The sequence below is a fragment of the Streptomyces sp. NPDC032161 genome (assembly GCF_040636995.1).
Classification (GTDB): domain Bacteria; phylum Actinomycetota; class Actinomycetes; order Streptomycetales; family Streptomycetaceae; genus Streptomyces.
In genome coordinates this window covers 18,092-34,658 of record NZ_JBEZVN010000024.1, presented here as the reverse complement: position 1 = coordinate 34,658, position 16,567 = coordinate 18,092, and the positions used below count along the sequence as shown (strand labels likewise).

Here is a 16,567-nt window from a genome sequence, read left to right as displayed (position 1 = left end):
GGCGGCGTCGGTCACTTGTCCGCTCCTTCGTGCGCGTCGGCGTCGGTCTCGTCGGTGTCCGCGGCGTCCGCGGAATCGGCCGGTTCGACCGGTTCGTAGACCAGCACCGCCCGGTTGTCGGGCCGCAACCGGGCCTTGGCGACCGCCTGGACCTCCTCCGCCGTCACGTCCAGAACCCGCTGCACCGCGGTCAGGGCGAGCTGGGGGTCGTCGAACAGCACGGCGAACCGGCACAGTTCGTCGGCGCGGCCCGCGACCGTACCGAGCCGGTCCAGCCACTCGCGCTCCAACTGGGCCTGGGCGCGCTCCATTTCCTCGGGCGTCGGACCCTCTGCGGCGAACCGGGCCAGCTCCTCGTCGACCGCCGCCTCGATCCGCGGCACCTCGACACCACCGGAGGTCTTGACGTCCAGCCAGCCGAGCGACGGGGCGCCCGCCAGCCGCAGCAGCCCGAATCCGGCCGCCACGGCCGTCCGGTCACGGCGGACCAGGCGATTGTGCAGCCGCGACGACTCCCCGCCACCGAGCACGGTCAGCGCGAGGTCCGCCGCGTCGCACTCGCGGGTGCCGTCGTGCGGGAGCCGGTAGGCGGCCATCAGCGCCCGCGCCGGGACCTCCTCGCGCACCTCCTCGCGCAGCTGCTCGCCGATGACGTCGGGCAGCGTGCCGTCGCGCGGGGGCCGCTTCCCGTCGTGGGCGGGGATGGAGCCGAAGTACTTCTCGATCCAGGCGAGCGTCTGCTCGGGGTCGATGTCGCCGACGACCGACAGCACCGCGTTGTTCGGCGCGTAGTACGTACGGAAGAAGGTGCGCGCGTCCTCCAGCGTCGCGGCGTCCAGGTCCGCCATCGAGCCGATCGGGGTGTGGTGGTACGGGTGTCCCTCGGGGTAGGCGAGCGCCGTCAGCCGCTCGAACGCCGTGCCGTAGGGGACGTTGTCGTAGCGCTGGCGGCGCTCGTTCTTGACGACGTCGCGCTGGTTCTCCATCGACTCCTCGTCGAGCGCGGCGAGGAGCGAGCCCATCCGGTCCGCCTCCAGCCAGAGGGCCAGCTCCAGCTGGTGCGCGGGCATCGTCTCGAAGTAGTTGGTGCGCTCGAAGCTGGTGGTGCCGTTGAGCGAACCGCCGGCGCCCTGCACCAGCTCGAAGTGTCCGTTCCCCTTCACCTGACCTGAGCCCTGGAACATCAGGTGCTCGAAGAGGTGAGCCAGACCGGTGCGTCCCTCGACCTCGTGGCGCGATCCGACGTCGTACCAGAGGCAGACCGCGGCGACCGGGGTCAGATGGTCCTCGGAGAGCACCACGCGCAGGCCGTTGGCCAGGCGGTGCTCGGTCGCTGTCAAGCCGCCGGAACCGGCCTGGGCTGTGGCCGTGTGACCCATGGGCATGTACGTCCCTTCGATCGCGTTACTGGTTTTTCTGCGTGACCTGCCACTGTAAGCAAGCGCAACGACACCTGGCGAAGTTCCCATACCGCGGAAGTTCGCGTGAAAGAGGGGCGCACCACCCGGCGCACGCGCCCCTTTCATCGCTCCGGGGCCCTTCCCGGCGGAGTCGGGAGGGCCGGTTGGGACGGGTCGAGGTCCGCGTTGTCGGTGCGGAGGTCCACAATGGTCGGCGTCAGAACCTGAGGTTGCCCGAACAGAATCCGTGAAGGAGTCGCAGCAGCGATGGCCCGCCGCAGCACGAAGACCCCGCCGCCGGACGACTTCGAGGAGAACATCCTCGACATCGACGTCGTCGACGAAATGCAGGGCTCCTTCCTCGAGTACGCGTACTCGGTGATCTACTCACGGGCCCTGCCCGACGCCCGTGACGGTCTGAAGCCGGTGCACCGACGCATCGTGTACCAGATGAACGAGATGGGCCTGCGCCCCGACCGCGGCTTCGTGAAGTGCGCGCGGGTCGTGGGCGAGGTCATGGGCAAGCTGCACCCGCACGGCGACGCGTCGATCTACGACGCGCTGGTCCGGCTGGCGCAGCCGTTCTCCATGCGTCTCCCCCTGGTCGACGGACACGGCAACTTCGGTTCGCTCGGGAACGACGACCCGCCGGCCGCCATGCGGTACACCGAGTGCCGGATGGCCGACGCGACGTCGCTGATGACGGAGTCGATCGACGAGGAGACCGTCGACTTCCAGGCGAACTACGACGGCCAGGAGCAGGAGCCCTCCGTCCTCCCGGCCGCGTACCCGAACCTCCTGGTCAACGGGGCGTCCGGGATCGCGGTCGGCATGGCGACCAACATGCCTCCGCACAACCTGGGCGAGGTCGTCGCCGCCGCCCGCCACCTCATCAAGCATCCGGGCGCGGACCTGGAGACGCTGATGCGGTTCATCCCCGGTCCCGACCTGCCGACCGGCGGCCGGATCGTGGGCCTGGGCGGCATCAAGGACGCGTACGCCGGCGGGCGCGGGACGTTCAAGATCCGTGCGACGGTGTCCGTGGAGAACGTGACGCCGCGCCGCAAGGGCCTCGTCGTCACCGAACTGCCCTTCGCGGTCGGCCCGGAGAAGGTGATCGCCAAGATCAAGGACCTGGTCTCGGCGAAGAAGCTCCAGGGCATCGCGGACGTGAAGGACCTGACCGACCGCGAGCACGGTCTGCGCCTGGTCATCGAGGTGAAGAACGGCTTCGTGCCCGAGGCGGTGCTGGAGCAGCTCTACAAGCTGACCCCGATGGAGGACTCCTTCGGGATCAACAACGTGGCGCTGGTCGACGGGCAGCCGCTCACGCTCGGCCTGAAGGAGTTGCTGGAGGTCTACCTCGACCACCGCTTCGACGTGGTGCGCCGGCGCAGCGAGTTCCGGCGCGGCAAGCGCCGCGACCGTCTCCACCTGGTCGAGGGCCTGCTCGTCGCGCTGCTCGACATCGACGAGGTCATCCGTCTCATCCGGTCGAGCGACAATTCGGCGCAGGCCAAGGAACGGCTCATCGAGCGCTTCTCGCTGAGCGAGATCCAGACGCAGTACATCCTGGACACACCGTTGCGCCGACTGACCAAGTTCGACCGGATCGAGCTGGAGAGCGAGCGGGACCGGCTCAACAAGGAGATCGACGAGCTGACCACGATCCTCGAGTCGGACGCCGCGTTGCGCAAGCTCGTCTCGTCGGAACTGGCCGCGGTCGCCAAGAAGTTCGGTACCGAGCGGCGCACGGTGCTGCTGGAGTCGGCCGGTACGCAGGTCGCCTCGGTGCCGCTGCAGGTCGCGGACGACCCGTGCCGGGTGCTGCTGTCGTCGACCGGCCTGCTGGCGCGTACCGCCAACGACGACCCGATCGTCTTCGCCGAGGACGCCAAGCGGGCCAAGCACGACGTGATCGTGTCCGCGGTGCCCGCGACCGCCCGGGGCGACATCGGGGTGGTGACATCGACGGGACGGCTGCTGCGGCTCTCGGTCATCGATCTGCCGCAGCTGCCGGACACGCATGCGGCGCCCAGTCTTTCGGGCGGGGCGATGGTCTCGGAGTTCCTCACGCTGGGGAGCGACGAGGAGGTCGTCTGTCTGACCACGCTGGACGAGACGTCCCCCGGTCTGGCGCTCGGCACCCTGCAGGGCATCGTCAAGCGGGTGGTGCCGGACTACCCGGCCAACAAGGACGAGCTGGAGGTCATCGCCCTCAAGGACGGTGACCGGATCGTCGGCGCGGCCGAACTGCGCACGGGCGAGGAGGACCTGGTCTTCATCACATCCGACGCGCAGTTGCTGCGCTACCAGGCGGCGCAGGTGCGACCGCAGGGCAGGCCCGCAGGCGGCATGGCGGGCATCAAGCTCGCGGCGGGCGTCTCGGTGATCTCGTTCACGGCGGTGGATCCGGCCGCGGACGCGATGGTGTTCACGGTGGCGGGTTCGCAGGGCATGCTGGACGACTCGCTGCTGACGTGCAAGCTCACCCCGTTCGACCAGTACCCGCGCAAGGGCCGGGCCACCGGCGGGGTGCGCTGTCAGCGGTTCCTCAAGGGGGAGGACGCCCTGGTCTTCGCCTGGGCGGGCCCCGCGCCCGCGAGGGCCGCACAGAAGAACGGCGCGCCCGCCGAGCTGCCGGCGCCGGACCCCCGGCGCGACGGTTCGGGTGCACCGCTGGCCAAGCCGGTCGCCTCGGTCGCGGGACCGGTGTAGCTCCTCGTCTGGCCCGGCGACGGCGGTGCGACGACGGGGCTCGTGCCCCTTCCGTCACCAGCCGTCCTCGTCGGGCCGTCGCACGTACCGCAGGACGCCCCACATGCTTCGGTCATGTGCGGCGTCCTGCGCCGTGTCCGGGCCCGGCGCGTCGGGGTCCGGCACGTCAGGGATCGAGGTGCCCGGAATCGAGGTGCCGGAGTCCAGCGTGCCGGGCAGCGGTGTGTCCCGGGGCGGCGTGTCCGTCTCGCGGCAGTCGGTCAGCTCCTTGTGCAGGGCCTCCGCGTCGATGCCCGAGCCGATCAGCACGAGTCGGGTGAGGCGTGGTTCGTCGCGTGCCCACGGCTGCGGCTCGAACCGCAGGAACCGCCCGACCGCGTGCAGCACGTACTTGTTGGCGCGATCGCCCGCGCCGAAGTCGACGAATCCCTTGATCCGGTAGAGCCCCTGCGGCCGGGAGTCGAGGAAGTCCATCAGCCTGCGCGGGTTCATGGGCACGTCCGCGGTGAAGGACACGCTCTCGTACGCGGCATGCAGATGGTGCCCGTGCCCGGCGTCGGCCTCCGCCTCGGTCCGCTCCGCCAGCAGCAGGTCCTCGAAGGTGAGCTGGCGCGCCTTCTCCTCGCCGTCCGGGCGCAAAGAGGGGTCGAAGAGCAACTCGGGATCGACGCGTCCGTACGTGGCGCAGATGACGGCACCCGCGCCGCCACCCGGGGACCCGCCGGTGCCCGCTGCGGATCCGTCGGTGCCCGGGGCGCCGGCCGTAACGACGGCCTCACGGATGCGGGCCAGTTCGTCGTCCCCGACCCGGTCGGTCTTGTTGAGGACGACGAGATCGGCGACGGCGAGATGGCGGTCGATCTCCGGATGGCGGCGCCGGGTGGCGGCGAATTCCGCCGCATCCACGACCTCCACCAGACCGCCGTACATGACGCGCGGATTCTCGCTGGCCAGGAGCATGCGGACGAGTTCCTGCGGCTCCGCCAGTCCGCTGGCCTCGATGACGATCACGTCGAGCCGGGCCGAGGGCCGGGTCAGCGTCTCCAGAAAGGAGTCGAGCTCGCTCGCGTCCACCGCGCAGCACAGGCAGCCGTTGCCGAGCGAGACCGTCGAACCGACCTGTCCCGAAACCGTCATGGCGTCGATCTCGATCGAACCGAAGTCGTTGACGATCACGCCGATCCGGTTACCCGCACGGTTGCGCAGGAGGTGGTTGAGCAGTGTCGTCTTGCCCGACCCCAGGAACCCCGCGAGGACGATGACCGGAATCTGCTGCGTGCGGGGCGGGGACGGGGGGTTCAACGGGGACCTTCCTCCGGGTCGTCAGGGCGCCGGGACCGGCTGCGGCGGCGGTGTGCCGGCGTAACGGGCCGCCGGGCGGATGATCTTCGTGTCCTCCGCCTGCTCCAGGATATTGGCGCTCCAGCCGATCACCCGAGCCGCACAGAACGTCGGGGTGAACATCTCGCGCGGCAGCCCGCACAGCTCCATGACGACCCCGGCGTAGAACTCCACGTTGGTGTGGAGCTCGCGGCCCGGCTTGAGCTCGGCGAGGATCGCCTCGACCTGCCGCTCGACCTCGACGGCGAGATCGACGAGCGGGCCGCCGAAGCTCTGGGCGATGGCACGGAGCATGCGGGAACGGGGGTCCTCGGTGCGGTAGACGGGGTGGCCGAAGCCCATGATCCGCTCCCCCGCGAGCACTCGTTCGCGGATCCAGCCGTCGATGCGGTCGGGGGTCCCGATGGCGTCCAGGGTGTCCAGGGCGCGGCTGGGTGCCCCGCCGTGCAGCGGCCCGGAGAGCGCGCCGACGGCCGCCACCAGGCAGGCGGCGACATCGGCGCCGGTGGAGGCGACGACCCGGCCAGTGAAGGTGGAGGCGTTGAAGCCGTGGTCGATCGTGGAGATCAGGTACTGCTCCACGGCCCTGACGCGTGCGGCGTCCGGCACGGAACCGTCGAGCATGTACAGGTAGTTGGCCGCGTACGACAGATCGTCGCGGGGCTCGACCGGTTCGAGGTCCCGGCCGAGCCGGTGCAGGGCGGTGAGCACGGTCGGAACGGCGGCGCAGGCGGCCAGGGCGTCGTCGCGACGCCGGTCGGCGTCGATGTCGTACACCGGCCGGAAGTGCGCCGAGGCGCCGAGGAGGGACAGGGCGGTGCGCAGACCGGCCAGCGGGCCGGATACGGATCCCGCCCGGGCTATGGCGGGCAGGGCCTCGCGCACCTCCGCGGGCAGTCGTCGCAGCGCGGCGGTCCGGGCGGTGAAACCGTCCCGGGCCGCGGCATCGGGCAGTTCGCCCTCGAACATCAGGTGCCAGACGTCCTCGAAGCCGCGGGTGCGCGCCAGCTCGATCGCCGAGTACTGCCGGTAGTGGTAGAAGCCCTCGCCGCCCCGGACATCGCCAAGAGCCGTGTCCGTGACGACGACACCCGCGAGGCCCCGGGGTACGTCGAGCGGCCTTCCGCCGGTCGTGGTCTGCATCGTTTCCTCCATGGGCGTACCGCCGAACCATCGATATTGATTCGACCATTCATGATTGACTTCAATCCTGTCAATGTTGATTGAATCAATATGGATACGGTTGACGGCATGAAGGATCAGGCAGTTCGGGAAGACGCCCCGGACGCGACGGCAGCACGGCGGCTCAGCACGAAGGAGACGGCCGACCGTCTCGGGGTGAAGCCCGAGACGGTGTACGCGTACGTCAGCCGGGGCCAGCTGAGCAGCAGACGTGCCCCCGGCGGACGCGGCAGCACGTTCGACGCCGCGGAGGTGGACGCCCTGGCCCGGCGCTCGGGCCGCCGCGAGTCCTCCGTGGCCGGCACCGGTGACCTGGTGTTCCGCACCGGCATCACGCTGATCGAGAGCGGCCGCTACTACTTCCGTGGCGTCGACGCCACCGAACTGGCGCTGCGGCACTCCTACGAAGAGGTCGCCGAGTGGCTCTGGACCGGTGTCCTGCGGCCCGGGATCCGTTTCGCGGCGCCCGCCGAGGCACTGGCGGCGGCGCGCCGGGCGGTCGGCGCGCTGCCCGCCCACAGCGGTTCGACGGACCGGTTGCGGGTGGCCGTCGTCGCCGCGGCGACGGCCGATCCGCTCCGCTTCGACCTCTCGCGCGAGGCGGTGATCGCCGGTGCGCGGAGCCTGATCCCGACGCTGGTCCGCGCCTTGCCCGCGGTGTCCGGCGGTCCTCCGACCGCCGACAACCGGGAACGGACCTCCGGCGAGGAGGAACGGACATCGGGCAAGGAGGGCGGGCTCGCCCGGCTGTTGTGGCCGAAACTCACCGCGCGCCCGGCGGACGGGCCGTCGGTCGCCGTGCTGGACACCGCGCTCGCCCTGCTGATCGACCACGATCTCGCGGCCTCGACGCTGGCCGCCAGGATGGCCGCGTCCGCCCACGCCCATCCGTACGCGGTGGTCTCCGCGGGCCTCGGGGTGCTGGAGGGCCCCCTGCACGGGGCGGCGAGCGGTCTGGCGCACCGGATGCTGACGGAGGTCCTGGAACGGGGCAGCGCCGTCCCGGTGGTCGCGGACCAGCTGCGCACCGGCCGCGGAGTGCCGGGACTCGGTCATCGGCTCTACGCCTCCGAGGACCCGCGGGCACGGACGCTGTTCGCCCTGCTCGCGGACGTGCCCGAGGCCGCGTCCGCGCTCGCCGCCGCGCACGACGTGGTCGCCACGGCCGCCCGCCACGCACCCCTGCACGCCAACGTCGACCTGGCACTGGCCGTGCTCTCGGTCTCCTGCGGCATGTCCGCGGAGGCGGGCGAGACGGCGTTCGCCGTGTCGCGCACGGCGGGCTGGATCGCGCACGCGCTGGAGGAGTACGGGGAACGGCCGTTGCGCATACGGCCCAGCGGGCAGTACGACGGCCCGCGTCCCCCGCAGCCGCTCCCCTCCGCCGAGCGCTGACCGGTCGACCGGCGATCGGCCGCCGTGCTGAACGACGGCCGACCGGGGTGGACGACGGCCGGCCCTCCACGGGTCGCGCGGGGCCGGAGGCCCGCGATGTGGCCGACGGCTACACCGCTCCGGCGCCGGTGAGCGCGCGGACCTCGGTCTCCGCGTGCTTGGCGGCATCGGGCGGCTCGGCGGAGGTCACCGTTCCGGCCCAACCGGCCAGGAATCCCAGTGGGATGGAGACCAGACCGGGGTTCTCCAGGGGGAAGAAGTGGAAGTCGACCCCGGGGAAGAACGAGGCCGGGCTACCGGAGACGACCGGTGAGAACACCACGAGGAGTACTGCGGGAATCAGCCCTCCGTAGATCGACCAGACCGCTCCCCTCGTGGTGAAACGCCGCCAGAACAGGGAGTAGAGCAACGCCGGGAGGTTGGCCGAGGCAGCCGCGGCGAAGGCCGGCCCGACCAGGAACGCCACATTCAGGTTCTGCGCGACCAGACCGAGCGCGATGGCCGCCGGCCCGATCCCGGCCGCGACGACCCGGGCCACGGTGACCTCGCTGTACTGCTTGGAACCGGGACTCCTGAGCGAGGCGTAGAGGTCGTGGGCGACGGAGGCGGAGGACGTGAGGGTGATCCCCGCGACGACGGCGAGGATGGTCGCGAAGGCGACGGCCGCCACCACGGCGAACAGGATCGTTCCCGCGGTGGAACCCTCGCCGCCGCCGAGAACCAGGGCCGGCAGCGGCACCGCCGTGTTCCCCGCGGCGTTCGACGCCCGCACGTCGGCCGGGCCGACCAGTGCCGCGGCCCCGAAGCCGAGCGCGATGGTCATCAAGTAGAAGCCGCCGATGAGCCCGATCGACCAGACGACCGACCTCTTGGCCGCGCGGGCGGTGGGCACGGTGTAGAACCGCGACAGGATGTGCGGCAGGCCCGCCGTACCGAGCACCAGAGCCAGGCCCAGGCTGATGAAGTCGACGCGCGCCGTCCAGGTTCCGCCGTACAGGAGACCGGGCGAGAGGAAACTGCTTCCGTGTCCGCTGCGCCGGGCCGCGGAGTCGAGCAGTGCGTTGACGTCGCCGTGGAAGCGGACCAGGACGAGAACGGTGAGTACGACCGCTCCCGCCATCAGCAGCACGGCCTTGACGATCTGGATCCACGTGGTGGCACGCATTCCGCCGAAGGAAACGTAGATCACCATGAGCGCTCCGACACCGATGACGGTCCAGGACCGGGCGGCACCGCTCGTACCTCCGAGGAGCAGGGCGACGAGGCTGCCCGCGCCGACCATCTGAGCCACCAGATAGAGCAGGGAGACGGTGACGGACGACGTGCCCGCGGCGATCCGCACCGGGCGCTCCGCCATGCGCGCCGCCACCACGTCGGCGAGCGTGAACCGGCCGCAGTTGCGGACCAGTTCGGCGATCAGCAGCAGAACCACGAGCCAGGCGACGAAGAACCCGACCGAGTAGAGCATGCCGTCGTAACCGAAGAGGGCGATCAGACCGGAGATGCCGAGGAAGGACGCCGCCGACATGTAGTCGCCCGCGATGGCGAAACCGTTCTCCATCGAGGAGAACAGCCGGCCGCCCGCGTAGAACTCCTCGGCCGAGCCGTGCCGGTTGCGGCTCACCCACGTGGTGATGGCGAGCGTCACCACGATGAAGGCGCTGAAGAGCACGAGCGCCAGCGTCTGATGGTTCCCGCTCAACGACCCGCCTCCCGTGTCATCTCCTGTGTCTCCCAGCGCAGTTCGAGCGCGGCGCGGTCCCTGCACAGCCGTGCGTGTCGTACGTACGCTCAGGTGAGGAGGAACGTCGTCAGAAACTGCCCGAGACCCGCGACCATCGCGACATTGACCGCCCCGGCCACCGGACGGGACATCAGCCCGGGCTCGTTGATCGCGACCAGGACATAGGCGAGGTACCAGGTGAGGAAGGCGAGTGTCGCGGGGAGGACGAAGCGCCTGTACCGGCGGCGCACCTCCTGGAAGGCTCCACTGCGCTGCACCTCCAGATAGATCTCGGCCGCGCTGTTGCCGCGGTGCGGGGCAGCAGAACCGGGTGGCCCCGCGGGTGCGAGCCCCCCTGCCCCGTCCAGCTCGCCCCAGCCGGAGGCTGGCGTGTCGTACCACGGGTCGTCGAGCCGCACCGCCGAGGCGTCACGCCCTGCTTCCTTCTCCACCGAACAACTCCCCTTGTCCACAGACCACTTCGGCCACGTACCCAAGAATGGGCGGATTGGGAAGACCTCGGGCAGTTCATTCGCCGGTGTTCACCTGATCAGGTGAACACCGACCCGGGTGGCGGTGCGAAGCCCCGAACGTACGCATAGCGAACGGCCTGTGCACGGTCGCGCACCCCGGCCTTGGCGAAGAGGTTGTTGATGTGACTCTTCACCGTGGCCTGCGAGATGTGCAGTCTGCGTGCGATCTCCGGGTTGGACAGCCCATCGGCGATCAGGACCAGCACCTCCACCTCGCGCGGTGTCAGGCCGTCGGGCAGTTGCGGATCGGGAGACGCCTCGGGCGGAGGTGGCTGTGTGGTGACGTGTTCCAGCAGCCGCCGCTGCACGGACGGCGAGAGTCCGGCCTCTCCCGACAGCACCGCCTGGATGGCCCGCACGATCTCCTCGCCCCCGGCGTCCTTGGTGAGATAGCCCCGGGCCCCCGCCCGCAGCGCGGGGAAGAGCGAGTCGTCGTCCGCGAACGTCGTGAGTACCACCACCTGTGTCCCCGGATGGTCCCTGCGGATCCGCCGCGTTGCCTCCGCCCCGTCGCAACGGGGCATGCGCAGGTCCATCAGGACCACGTCCGGGGCCAACTCGGCCACGAGCGCGACCGCTTCCTCACCGTCCTTCGCCGAACCGACCACCTCGATCCCGGGCAGCAGTCCCAACAGCATCACGATGCCTTCACGCACCACCGACTGGTCGTCGGCGACCACGACCCGCGCGTTCACGCGGGCACCCTCAGACTCACCACGAACCCCTCCTCGTACGAACCCGCCTCCAGCGTCCCGCCCAGCAGCTCGGCCCGTTCCCTCATTCCCGGCAGACCGTATCCGGAGCCGCTGCCGGCGAGCCCGCTCCCGGGCTCTCGTCCACCCGAATCCCTGACCTCCAGGGCGACTTCGTCCGGCAGATACTCCAGGCGCACGACGACTCTGGCACCCGGAGCGTGCTTGCGCACATTGGTCAGCGCCTCCTGCGCCACCCGGCGAACCGCCTGGGACGCCTCGGCACTCAGGGCCCGCCGCTCACCCGTCACGCTGACCTCCGCCGGCTCCGCGGCCACCAGCTTGCGCAAGAAGTCCTCCACCGGGGACACCTCCCCCCTGAGCGCCGAGAGCGCCTGCCTGGTCTCCGCGAGCCCCTCACGTGCCATGGAACGTGCTGCCACGACCCGCTCCAGCACCCGGTCCCGGAACTCCCCCGTCGGCTCGCGCTCGATCAGCAGCCGCGCCGCCTCCAGATGGACCAGCTGCGCCGAGAGGCTGTGGGCGAGCACGTCGTGGATCTCCCGGGCGATCCTCGCCCGCTCGTCCAGGGCCGCCGTCTCGGCCTCCGCAGCACGCGCCGCGCGCTCCTGCGCGAGGAGTCTCTGCGTGTTTCCACGTGCCTCGGCGTCCAGCCGGAGCACGTAGCCCGTAAGGGCCAGACCCACCGTGGTCAGGGCTGTGTTCAGCCAACCGTCGGTGTGGACCGCGGCGTACGCGCCGAGAGCGACGGCGGTGGCAGGAAGGCCCGCCACCAACGGGAGTCTCTCCATGGAGACGACGGCACAACCGCCCCAGAGGACCGTGGCGGCCAGACCGGCGCCGACCTGCTGTGCCCCGAACGCCGCCGCCGACAACAGCGCCAGAAGCCCCAGCGAAGGCCACATCCGGTGGTCCAGGCTGGTCCGGAAGAAGGCCCGCGCGGCGACCCCACAGCCCAGGACGCCCATCAGTCCGAGTGCGGTCTGCCACGGCCCGAACCGTCCGCCGGCGAAGGTGCCCCAGAGCAGGGCGGCGAGCAGGCCGAACCGGACGGACCAGGCGAGCACCGCCCGTGGCCGCGTGCGGGCCGCCGCGGAAAGCGCCTCTCTGGAAGGCCAGCTCGTCCAGGTCGTCCAGATCGTGTGAGTCATGCCCGGCCCCTCCCCACGATGCGTGACGGCGCCTCATGATCCGGTCCGCCTTGCACCGCGCCCAGCCGCCCGGCCCGCCACATCAGCACACCGCCGCGCGCCGCCAGAGTCACGGAGAGAGCCAACAGCAGTACGGAACTGTTCTGCTGTATGCCCACCAGCGTGGCGGCCCCGTACAGGGACGCCCTCAGCGCCAGTCCGCATGCCCAGACGAGGACGGTCGCCCTGCCGCCCTTGGCCCACGACGAGCCGTCCGCCTCGCGCCACAGGCGGCAAGTCCAGCCCCAGGCGACACCGGTCATCAGCGCCACCGCCAGTTCCGCGCACAGGAACACCACGGTCGGCACCACGTGATGCGCATCAACGAGTCCGGGCTCCCGCAGCGATACGACGAGGAGGATGCCCGGCAGGACCCACCAGCGCCCGTCGTCGGAGATCCGCTGTGCCGAGAGCTGACGGACCACGACGGCGACGACGACAATGGTCACCAGGACATCGGCGAACCCCGGCATGACTGCCTCCGTGGTGCGAGAAGATCGGACGCCTTCGACGCTACGGAATCGACCGGGTCGCGGGATCGGCTCAGGGGTTGATCACGGGTGGAGATGCCGCCTCCACCCACGGGTGGAGAGCCCGGGCGGTGGAGAGCCCGGGCGGTGGAGGCCCCGGGTGGAGACGGCAGTGCTCAGACGTCGATGCGCGAGCGGTCGAGGGTGGCCGCCGAGCTGGTGATGAACTCCTTGCGCGGAGCCACTTCGTTCCCCATCAGCAGATCGAAGACCTGCTCGGCCGCTTCCAGATCGCCGATGTTGATCCGCCGCAGCGTGCGGTGGCGGGGGTCCATCGTGGTCTCCGCCAGCTGGTCGGCGTCCATCTCGCCCAGACCCTTGTAGCGCTGGATCGAGTCCTTGTACCGGACGTTCTTCCGTTGCAGCTCCAGCAGCCGCTGGCGGAGTTCGTTGTCGGAGTACGTGTAGATGTACTTGTCCTGGCCCTTCTTGGGCTGGACGAGTTCGATCCGGTGCAGCGGTGGCACGGCGGCGAAGACCCGGCCGGCCTCGACCATGGGCCGCATGTAGCGCTGGAACAGCGTCAGCAGCAGGATGCGGATGTGCGCGCCGTCGACATCGGCGTCCACCAGCAGGACGATCTTCCCGTAGCGGGCGGCGTCGATGTCGAAGGTCCTTCCGGACCCGGCTCCTATGACCTGGATGATCGCGCCGCACTCGGCGTTCTTCAGCATGTCCGAGACGGACGCCTTCTGCACATTGAGGATCTTGCCCCGGATCGGCAGCAGTGCCTGGAACTCGCTGTTCCGGGCGAGCTTGGCCGTACCGAGCGCGGAGTCGCCCTCGACGATGAAGAGTTCGCTGCGGTCGACGTCGTCACTGCGGCAGTCGGCGAGCTTCGCAGGCAGCGAGGAGGACTCCAGTGCCGTCTTCCGGCGCTGGGCGTCCTTGTGCTGACGCGCGGCGATGCGGGTGCGTGCGGCCGCCACCGCCTTGTCCAGAACCGCCCTGGCCTGTGCCTTCGCGTCGCGCTTCGTCGAGGTGAGGAACGCTTTGAGCTCCTTGGCCACGACGTTGGCGACGATCCGGTTGGCCGCCGAGGTGCCGAGCACCTCCTTGGTCTGGCCCTCGAACTGCGGTTCCGCCAGCCGCACGGTCACGACCGCGGTGAGCCCCTCCAGCGCATCGTCCTTGACGATGTCGTCCTCGGCCACACGGAGCAGCTTGGCGGACCGCAGCGCCTCGTTGATGGTCTTGGTCACGGAGCGTTCGAACCCGGTGACGTGCGTGCCACCCTTGGGAGTGGCGATGATGTTGACGAAGGACTTGACGGTGGTGTCGTATCCGGTGCCCCAGCGCATGGCGATGTCGACCCCGAGTTCACGAGTGACCTCGGTCGCCGTCATGTGCCCGCGCTCGTCCAGGACCGGCACGGTCTCCTTGAACGTGCCCTGCCCGGACAGGCGGAGCACGTCGCAGACCGCCTTGTCCTGGGCGAGGTACTCGCAGAATTCGCTGATTCCGCCGTCGAAATGGAAGGTCTCCTCCGACTTCCCCTCGCCGTCGAGACCACGCTCGTCGCGCACGACGATCGTGAGGCCGGGCACGAGGAAGGCCGTCTGCCGCGCCCTCTGGTGAAGCGTCTCCAGGCTGAGCTTGGCGTCCTTGAGGAAGATCTGCCGGTCGGCCCAGTAGCGCACCCTCGTGCCGGTGCGGGCCTTCGGCACCCGCTTGCCCTTGATCAGACCGTTGGCCGGGTCGAACGGGCTGTCCGGCCCCTGCTCGGTGAAGATCCCGGGCACTCCCCGCCGGAAGCTGATCGAGTGGGTCGCGCTGTTGCGGTCGACCTCGACGTCGAGCCGGGCGGAGAGGGCGTTGACCACGGAGGCACCCACGCCGTGCAGGCCGCCCGACGCGGCGTACGAACCGCCGCCGAACTTTCCGCCGGCGTGCAGCTTCGTCATCACGACCTCGACGCCGGACAGGCCCGTCTTCGGCTCGACGTCGACCGGGATCCCTCGGCCGTTGTCCCTGACCTCGACGGAGTTGTCGTCGTGGAGGACGACCTCGATGCGGTCGCAGTAGCCACCCAGGGCCTCGTCGACGGAATTGTCGATGATCTCCCAGAGGCAGTGCATGAGACCACGGCTGTCCGTGGACCCGATGTACATGCCAGGACGCTTGCGAACCGCTTCGAGCCCTTCGAGTACGAGGAGATGCCGCGCGGTGTAGTTGGAACCGTCTCGGTCTGCTCCGGTCAGCAGCGCAGTGGACGGCACGGACGTATCGGCGGTCACGCGGTTCGCTCCTCGCTGAATTTCTTTTTGGGGCCCAGTGGGTAAGGGGTTCGGCTTCGGTCGCCGCTGAGAGGGTACCGAGGCCTGGTAGAGCGGTTGTCACGCCACCCTCCGAGAACCCTCACACTAGTCCAGCCTCGCATACACGTTCGATCCCTCGGAGGAGTGACGCGCACATCACGTTCCCTTCCAGGCATGAACCATTTAGGCTCCGGGCACGTCCTCATGAACAAACCGGCGAGCCGGCCGGGAGGACCGAACCACCAAGACAAGCAACGCGAAACCGTAGCGCTACGCAATACGGCACATTCGCCGCCAACCGGCAACAGACAGCCATCTTGAGAAGAAGTTTCAAAGAAAAGCCACGAGCGGGAACGTTTTCGGCCTGGTTGGATGTTGACCCTGGTACGACAGCTCGTCGAGCTAGAGAAGAGGCGACGTGACTACTGTTCTGACCCCCGCGAGCCCGCTGACCGCAGCAGACCGCTGTGACCGCTGCGGCGCCCAGGCATATCTGCGCGTCGTCCTGATCAGCGGCGGTGAGCTGCTCTTCTGCGCCCACCATGGTCGCAAGTTCGAGCCGGAACTCAAGAAGATCGCCGCGGAGATACAGGATGAGACGGACAGGCTGACGGCCGTGCCGGAGCACGCCGTCGAAGAGGAACGGCACTGACACCTCGCATCCACGACGAGCCAGGGCCAGGTTGCGACCTGGCGACGGGCGGCTTCCGTACGGAAGCCGCCCGTTCTCGTCGTCACGGTCCGGCGCCGTTCAGACACCCTCCGGCATCCAGTCGATGGCGGCGGAGACGCGGGTGTACACACCGGGGCTGCCCGCCCGGCCGCACCCGTCCCCCCAGGACACCAGCCCGATGAGCCGCCCGCGGGCCACCAGCGGCCCTCCGCTGTCCCCCTGGCAGGCGTCATACCCGCCCTGCGGTTCGCCCGCGCAGAGCATCGCCGAGGCGTCGTACGTGCCGTTTCTGCCCCCGGGGTAGGCCCGCTCGCACGCGCTGTCCGACAGCACGCTCACTTTCGCGGCGCGAAGTGACGGGGCGTAGTCGCTGTTGCCGGTCGTGTCACCCCACCCGTAGACCATCGCGCTCGTACCCGGCCGGTACGCCGTGTCGCCGGATTCGGCCATGGGGATCACGTTCTTCGCGGGGAGCGCATCGGCCAGGGTGAGCACCGCCAGGTCCCCGGCGTTCGTCAAGGGGTCGAACCTCGGGTTGCTCCACGCCGCCTGCACAGGAATCTCCTGGCCATCGGTTCCGCGTAGGCTGTCCCGGCCCACGATCACCTTCAGGTCACGCACCCGGCCGACATCGACACCGAGCGCTGCCCGGCTCAGGCAGTGCGCGACGGTGAGCACTTTCCTCGGCGCCACGACGACGCCTCCGCAGAACTGACCGGCGCGCGTCTCCCCGAAACGCTCCCGGCTGGACAGGGCCACGACCCAGGGGCTGTCCTTGACGTGTGCGGGCTGACCACCGATGACGATGCTGTCCGCGGCGGCGGGAGCGGAGAGTCCGAACGGTAACGCGACCGTTGCGGCGACCAGGGCGAGCGCCCCTGACATGGCGTGAAAGACGGTACGGGACATGC

12 protein-coding genes and 1 pseudogene are annotated in these 16,567 nt (G+C 69.9%); 3 read left to right on the top strand and 10 right to left on the bottom strand.

All coding sequences use genetic code 11. From position 1 onward, the window contains the following. Nucleotides 1–11: 11 nt before the first annotated feature. Nucleotides 12–1,385, bottom strand: a complete 1,374-nt coding sequence (locus tag AB0E67_RS27765; RefSeq protein WP_362031627.1) for a pitrilysin family protein — start codon at nt 1,383–1,385, stop codon at nt 12–14. 282 nt (nt 1,386–1,667) lie between these two features. On the opposite strand from AB0E67_RS27765, the gene AB0E67_RS27760 reads away from it, so the two are divergent. Beyond that, nucleotides 1,668–4,118, top strand: coding sequence for a DNA topoisomerase IV subunit A (locus tag AB0E67_RS27760; RefSeq protein ID WP_362031625.1), 2,451 nt, complete (start codon nt 1,668–1,670; stop codon nt 4,116–4,118). 54 nt (nt 4,119–4,172) lie between these two features. Here the strand turns inward: AB0E67_RS27760 and AB0E67_RS27755 are convergent, their stop codons facing one another. Together AB0E67_RS27755 and AB0E67_RS27750 are read right to left on the bottom strand one after the other, a co-directional pair. After that, nucleotides 4,173–5,420 carry a GTP-binding protein gene (locus AB0E67_RS27755; protein WP_362031623.1) on the bottom strand — a complete coding sequence of 416 codons (1,248 nt, stop codon included), beginning with the start codon at nt 5,418–5,420 and terminating at the stop codon, nt 4,173–4,175. Between the two features lie 21 nt (nt 5,421–5,441). Continuing rightward, nucleotides 5,442–6,602 carry a citrate synthase/methylcitrate synthase gene (locus AB0E67_RS27750; protein WP_362031621.1) on the bottom strand — a complete coding sequence of 387 codons (1,161 nt, stop codon included), beginning with the start codon at nt 6,600–6,602 and terminating at the stop codon, nt 5,442–5,444. A gap of 108 nt (nt 6,603–6,710) precedes the next feature. Here AB0E67_RS27750 and AB0E67_RS27745 point away from each other — a divergent pair, with 108 nt between their 5' ends. Then, nucleotides 6,711–8,036 (top strand): citrate synthase, encoded by a 1,326-nt coding sequence (locus tag AB0E67_RS27745; RefSeq protein WP_362031619.1) that lies wholly within the window; start codon nt 6,711–6,713, stop codon nt 8,034–8,036. A gap of 109 nt (nt 8,037–8,145) precedes the next feature. Here the strand turns inward: AB0E67_RS27745 and AB0E67_RS27740 are convergent, their stop codons facing one another. The 6 genes and pseudogenes from AB0E67_RS27740 to AB0E67_RS27715 form a co-directional block, all read right to left on the bottom strand. Further along, nucleotides 8,146–9,738: a cation acetate symporter gene (locus AB0E67_RS27740; protein WP_362031617.1), complete on the bottom strand. Its 1,593-nt coding sequence runs from the start codon at nt 9,736–9,738 to the stop codon at nt 8,146–8,148. Then, nucleotides 9,735–10,178: pseudogene (locus AB0E67_RS27735) on the bottom strand (DUF485 domain-containing protein). The gene AB0E67_RS27740 and the pseudogene AB0E67_RS27735 overlap by 4 nt, the downstream one beginning before the upstream one ends. Nucleotides 10,179–10,309: 131 nt before the next feature. Next, complete coding sequence (locus AB0E67_RS27730) at nt 10,310–10,987, bottom strand: response regulator transcription factor (protein ID WP_362031615.1); 678 nt, start codon at nt 10,985–10,987, stop codon at nt 10,310–10,312. Further along, a complete protein-coding gene (locus AB0E67_RS27725) occupies nt 10,984–12,156 on the bottom strand; it encodes a histidine kinase (RefSeq protein WP_362031613.1) in 1,173 nt (390 codons plus the stop codon). The genes AB0E67_RS27730 and AB0E67_RS27725 overlap by 4 nt, the downstream gene beginning before the upstream one ends. After that, on the bottom strand, nt 12,153–12,668 hold the full coding sequence (locus AB0E67_RS27720; protein WP_362031611.1) for a DUF1453 domain-containing protein: 516 nt from the start codon (nt 12,666–12,668) through the stop codon (nt 12,153–12,155). Before AB0E67_RS27720 ends, AB0E67_RS27725 begins: the two co-directional genes overlap by 4 nt. Before the next feature lie 173 nt (nt 12,669–12,841). Beyond that, nucleotides 12,842–14,962, bottom strand: a complete 2,121-nt coding sequence (locus AB0E67_RS27715) for a DNA topoisomerase IV subunit B (protein ID WP_362031609.1) — start codon at nt 14,960–14,962, stop codon at nt 12,842–12,844. Between the two features lie 439 nt (nt 14,963–15,401). On the opposite strand from AB0E67_RS27715, the gene AB0E67_RS27710 reads away from it, so the two are divergent. Beyond that, the gene (locus tag AB0E67_RS27710; protein ID WP_351516300.1) at nt 15,402–15,635 is read left to right on the top strand and encodes a hypothetical protein; all 234 of its coding nucleotides are present in this window, start codon (nt 15,402–15,404) and stop codon (nt 15,633–15,635) included. Nucleotides 15,636–15,734: 99 nt separating this feature from the next. On the opposite strand, the gene AB0E67_RS27705 is transcribed toward AB0E67_RS27710, so the two are convergent. Beyond that, entirely contained in the window at nt 15,735–16,565 is an 831-nt protein-coding gene (locus AB0E67_RS27705) for a serine protease (protein WP_362031608.1), read from the bottom strand. Nucleotides 16,566–16,567: the final 2 nt, after the last annotated feature.

What these genes read in the sequence shown, in the direction of transcription:
- AB0E67_RS27760 (WP_362031625.1), top strand. Translation starts at nt 1,668, where the DNA reads ATGGCCCGCCGCAGCACGAAGACCCCGCCGCCGGACGACTTCGAGGAG.
- AB0E67_RS27725 (WP_362031613.1), bottom strand. Translation starts at nt 12,156, where the DNA reads ATGACTCACACGATCTGGACGACCTGGACGAGCTGGCCTTCCAGAGAG.
- AB0E67_RS27745 (WP_362031619.1), top strand. Translation starts at nt 6,711, where the DNA reads ATGAAGGATCAGGCAGTTCGGGAAGACGCCCCGGACGCGACGGCAGCA.
- AB0E67_RS27720 (WP_362031611.1), bottom strand. Translation starts at nt 12,668, where the DNA reads ATGCCGGGGTTCGCCGATGTCCTGGTGACCATTGTCGTCGTCGCCGTC.
- AB0E67_RS27765 (WP_362031627.1), bottom strand. Translation starts at nt 1,385, where the DNA reads ATGCCCATGGGTCACACGGCCACAGCCCAGGCCGGTTCCGGCGGCTTG.
- AB0E67_RS27705 (WP_362031608.1), bottom strand. Translation starts at nt 16,565, where the DNA reads ATGTCCCGTACCGTCTTTCACGCCATGTCAGGGGCGCTCGCCCTGGTC.
- AB0E67_RS27750 (WP_362031621.1), bottom strand. Translation starts at nt 6,602, where the DNA reads ATGCAGACCACGACCGGCGGAAGGCCGCTCGACGTACCCCGGGGCCTC.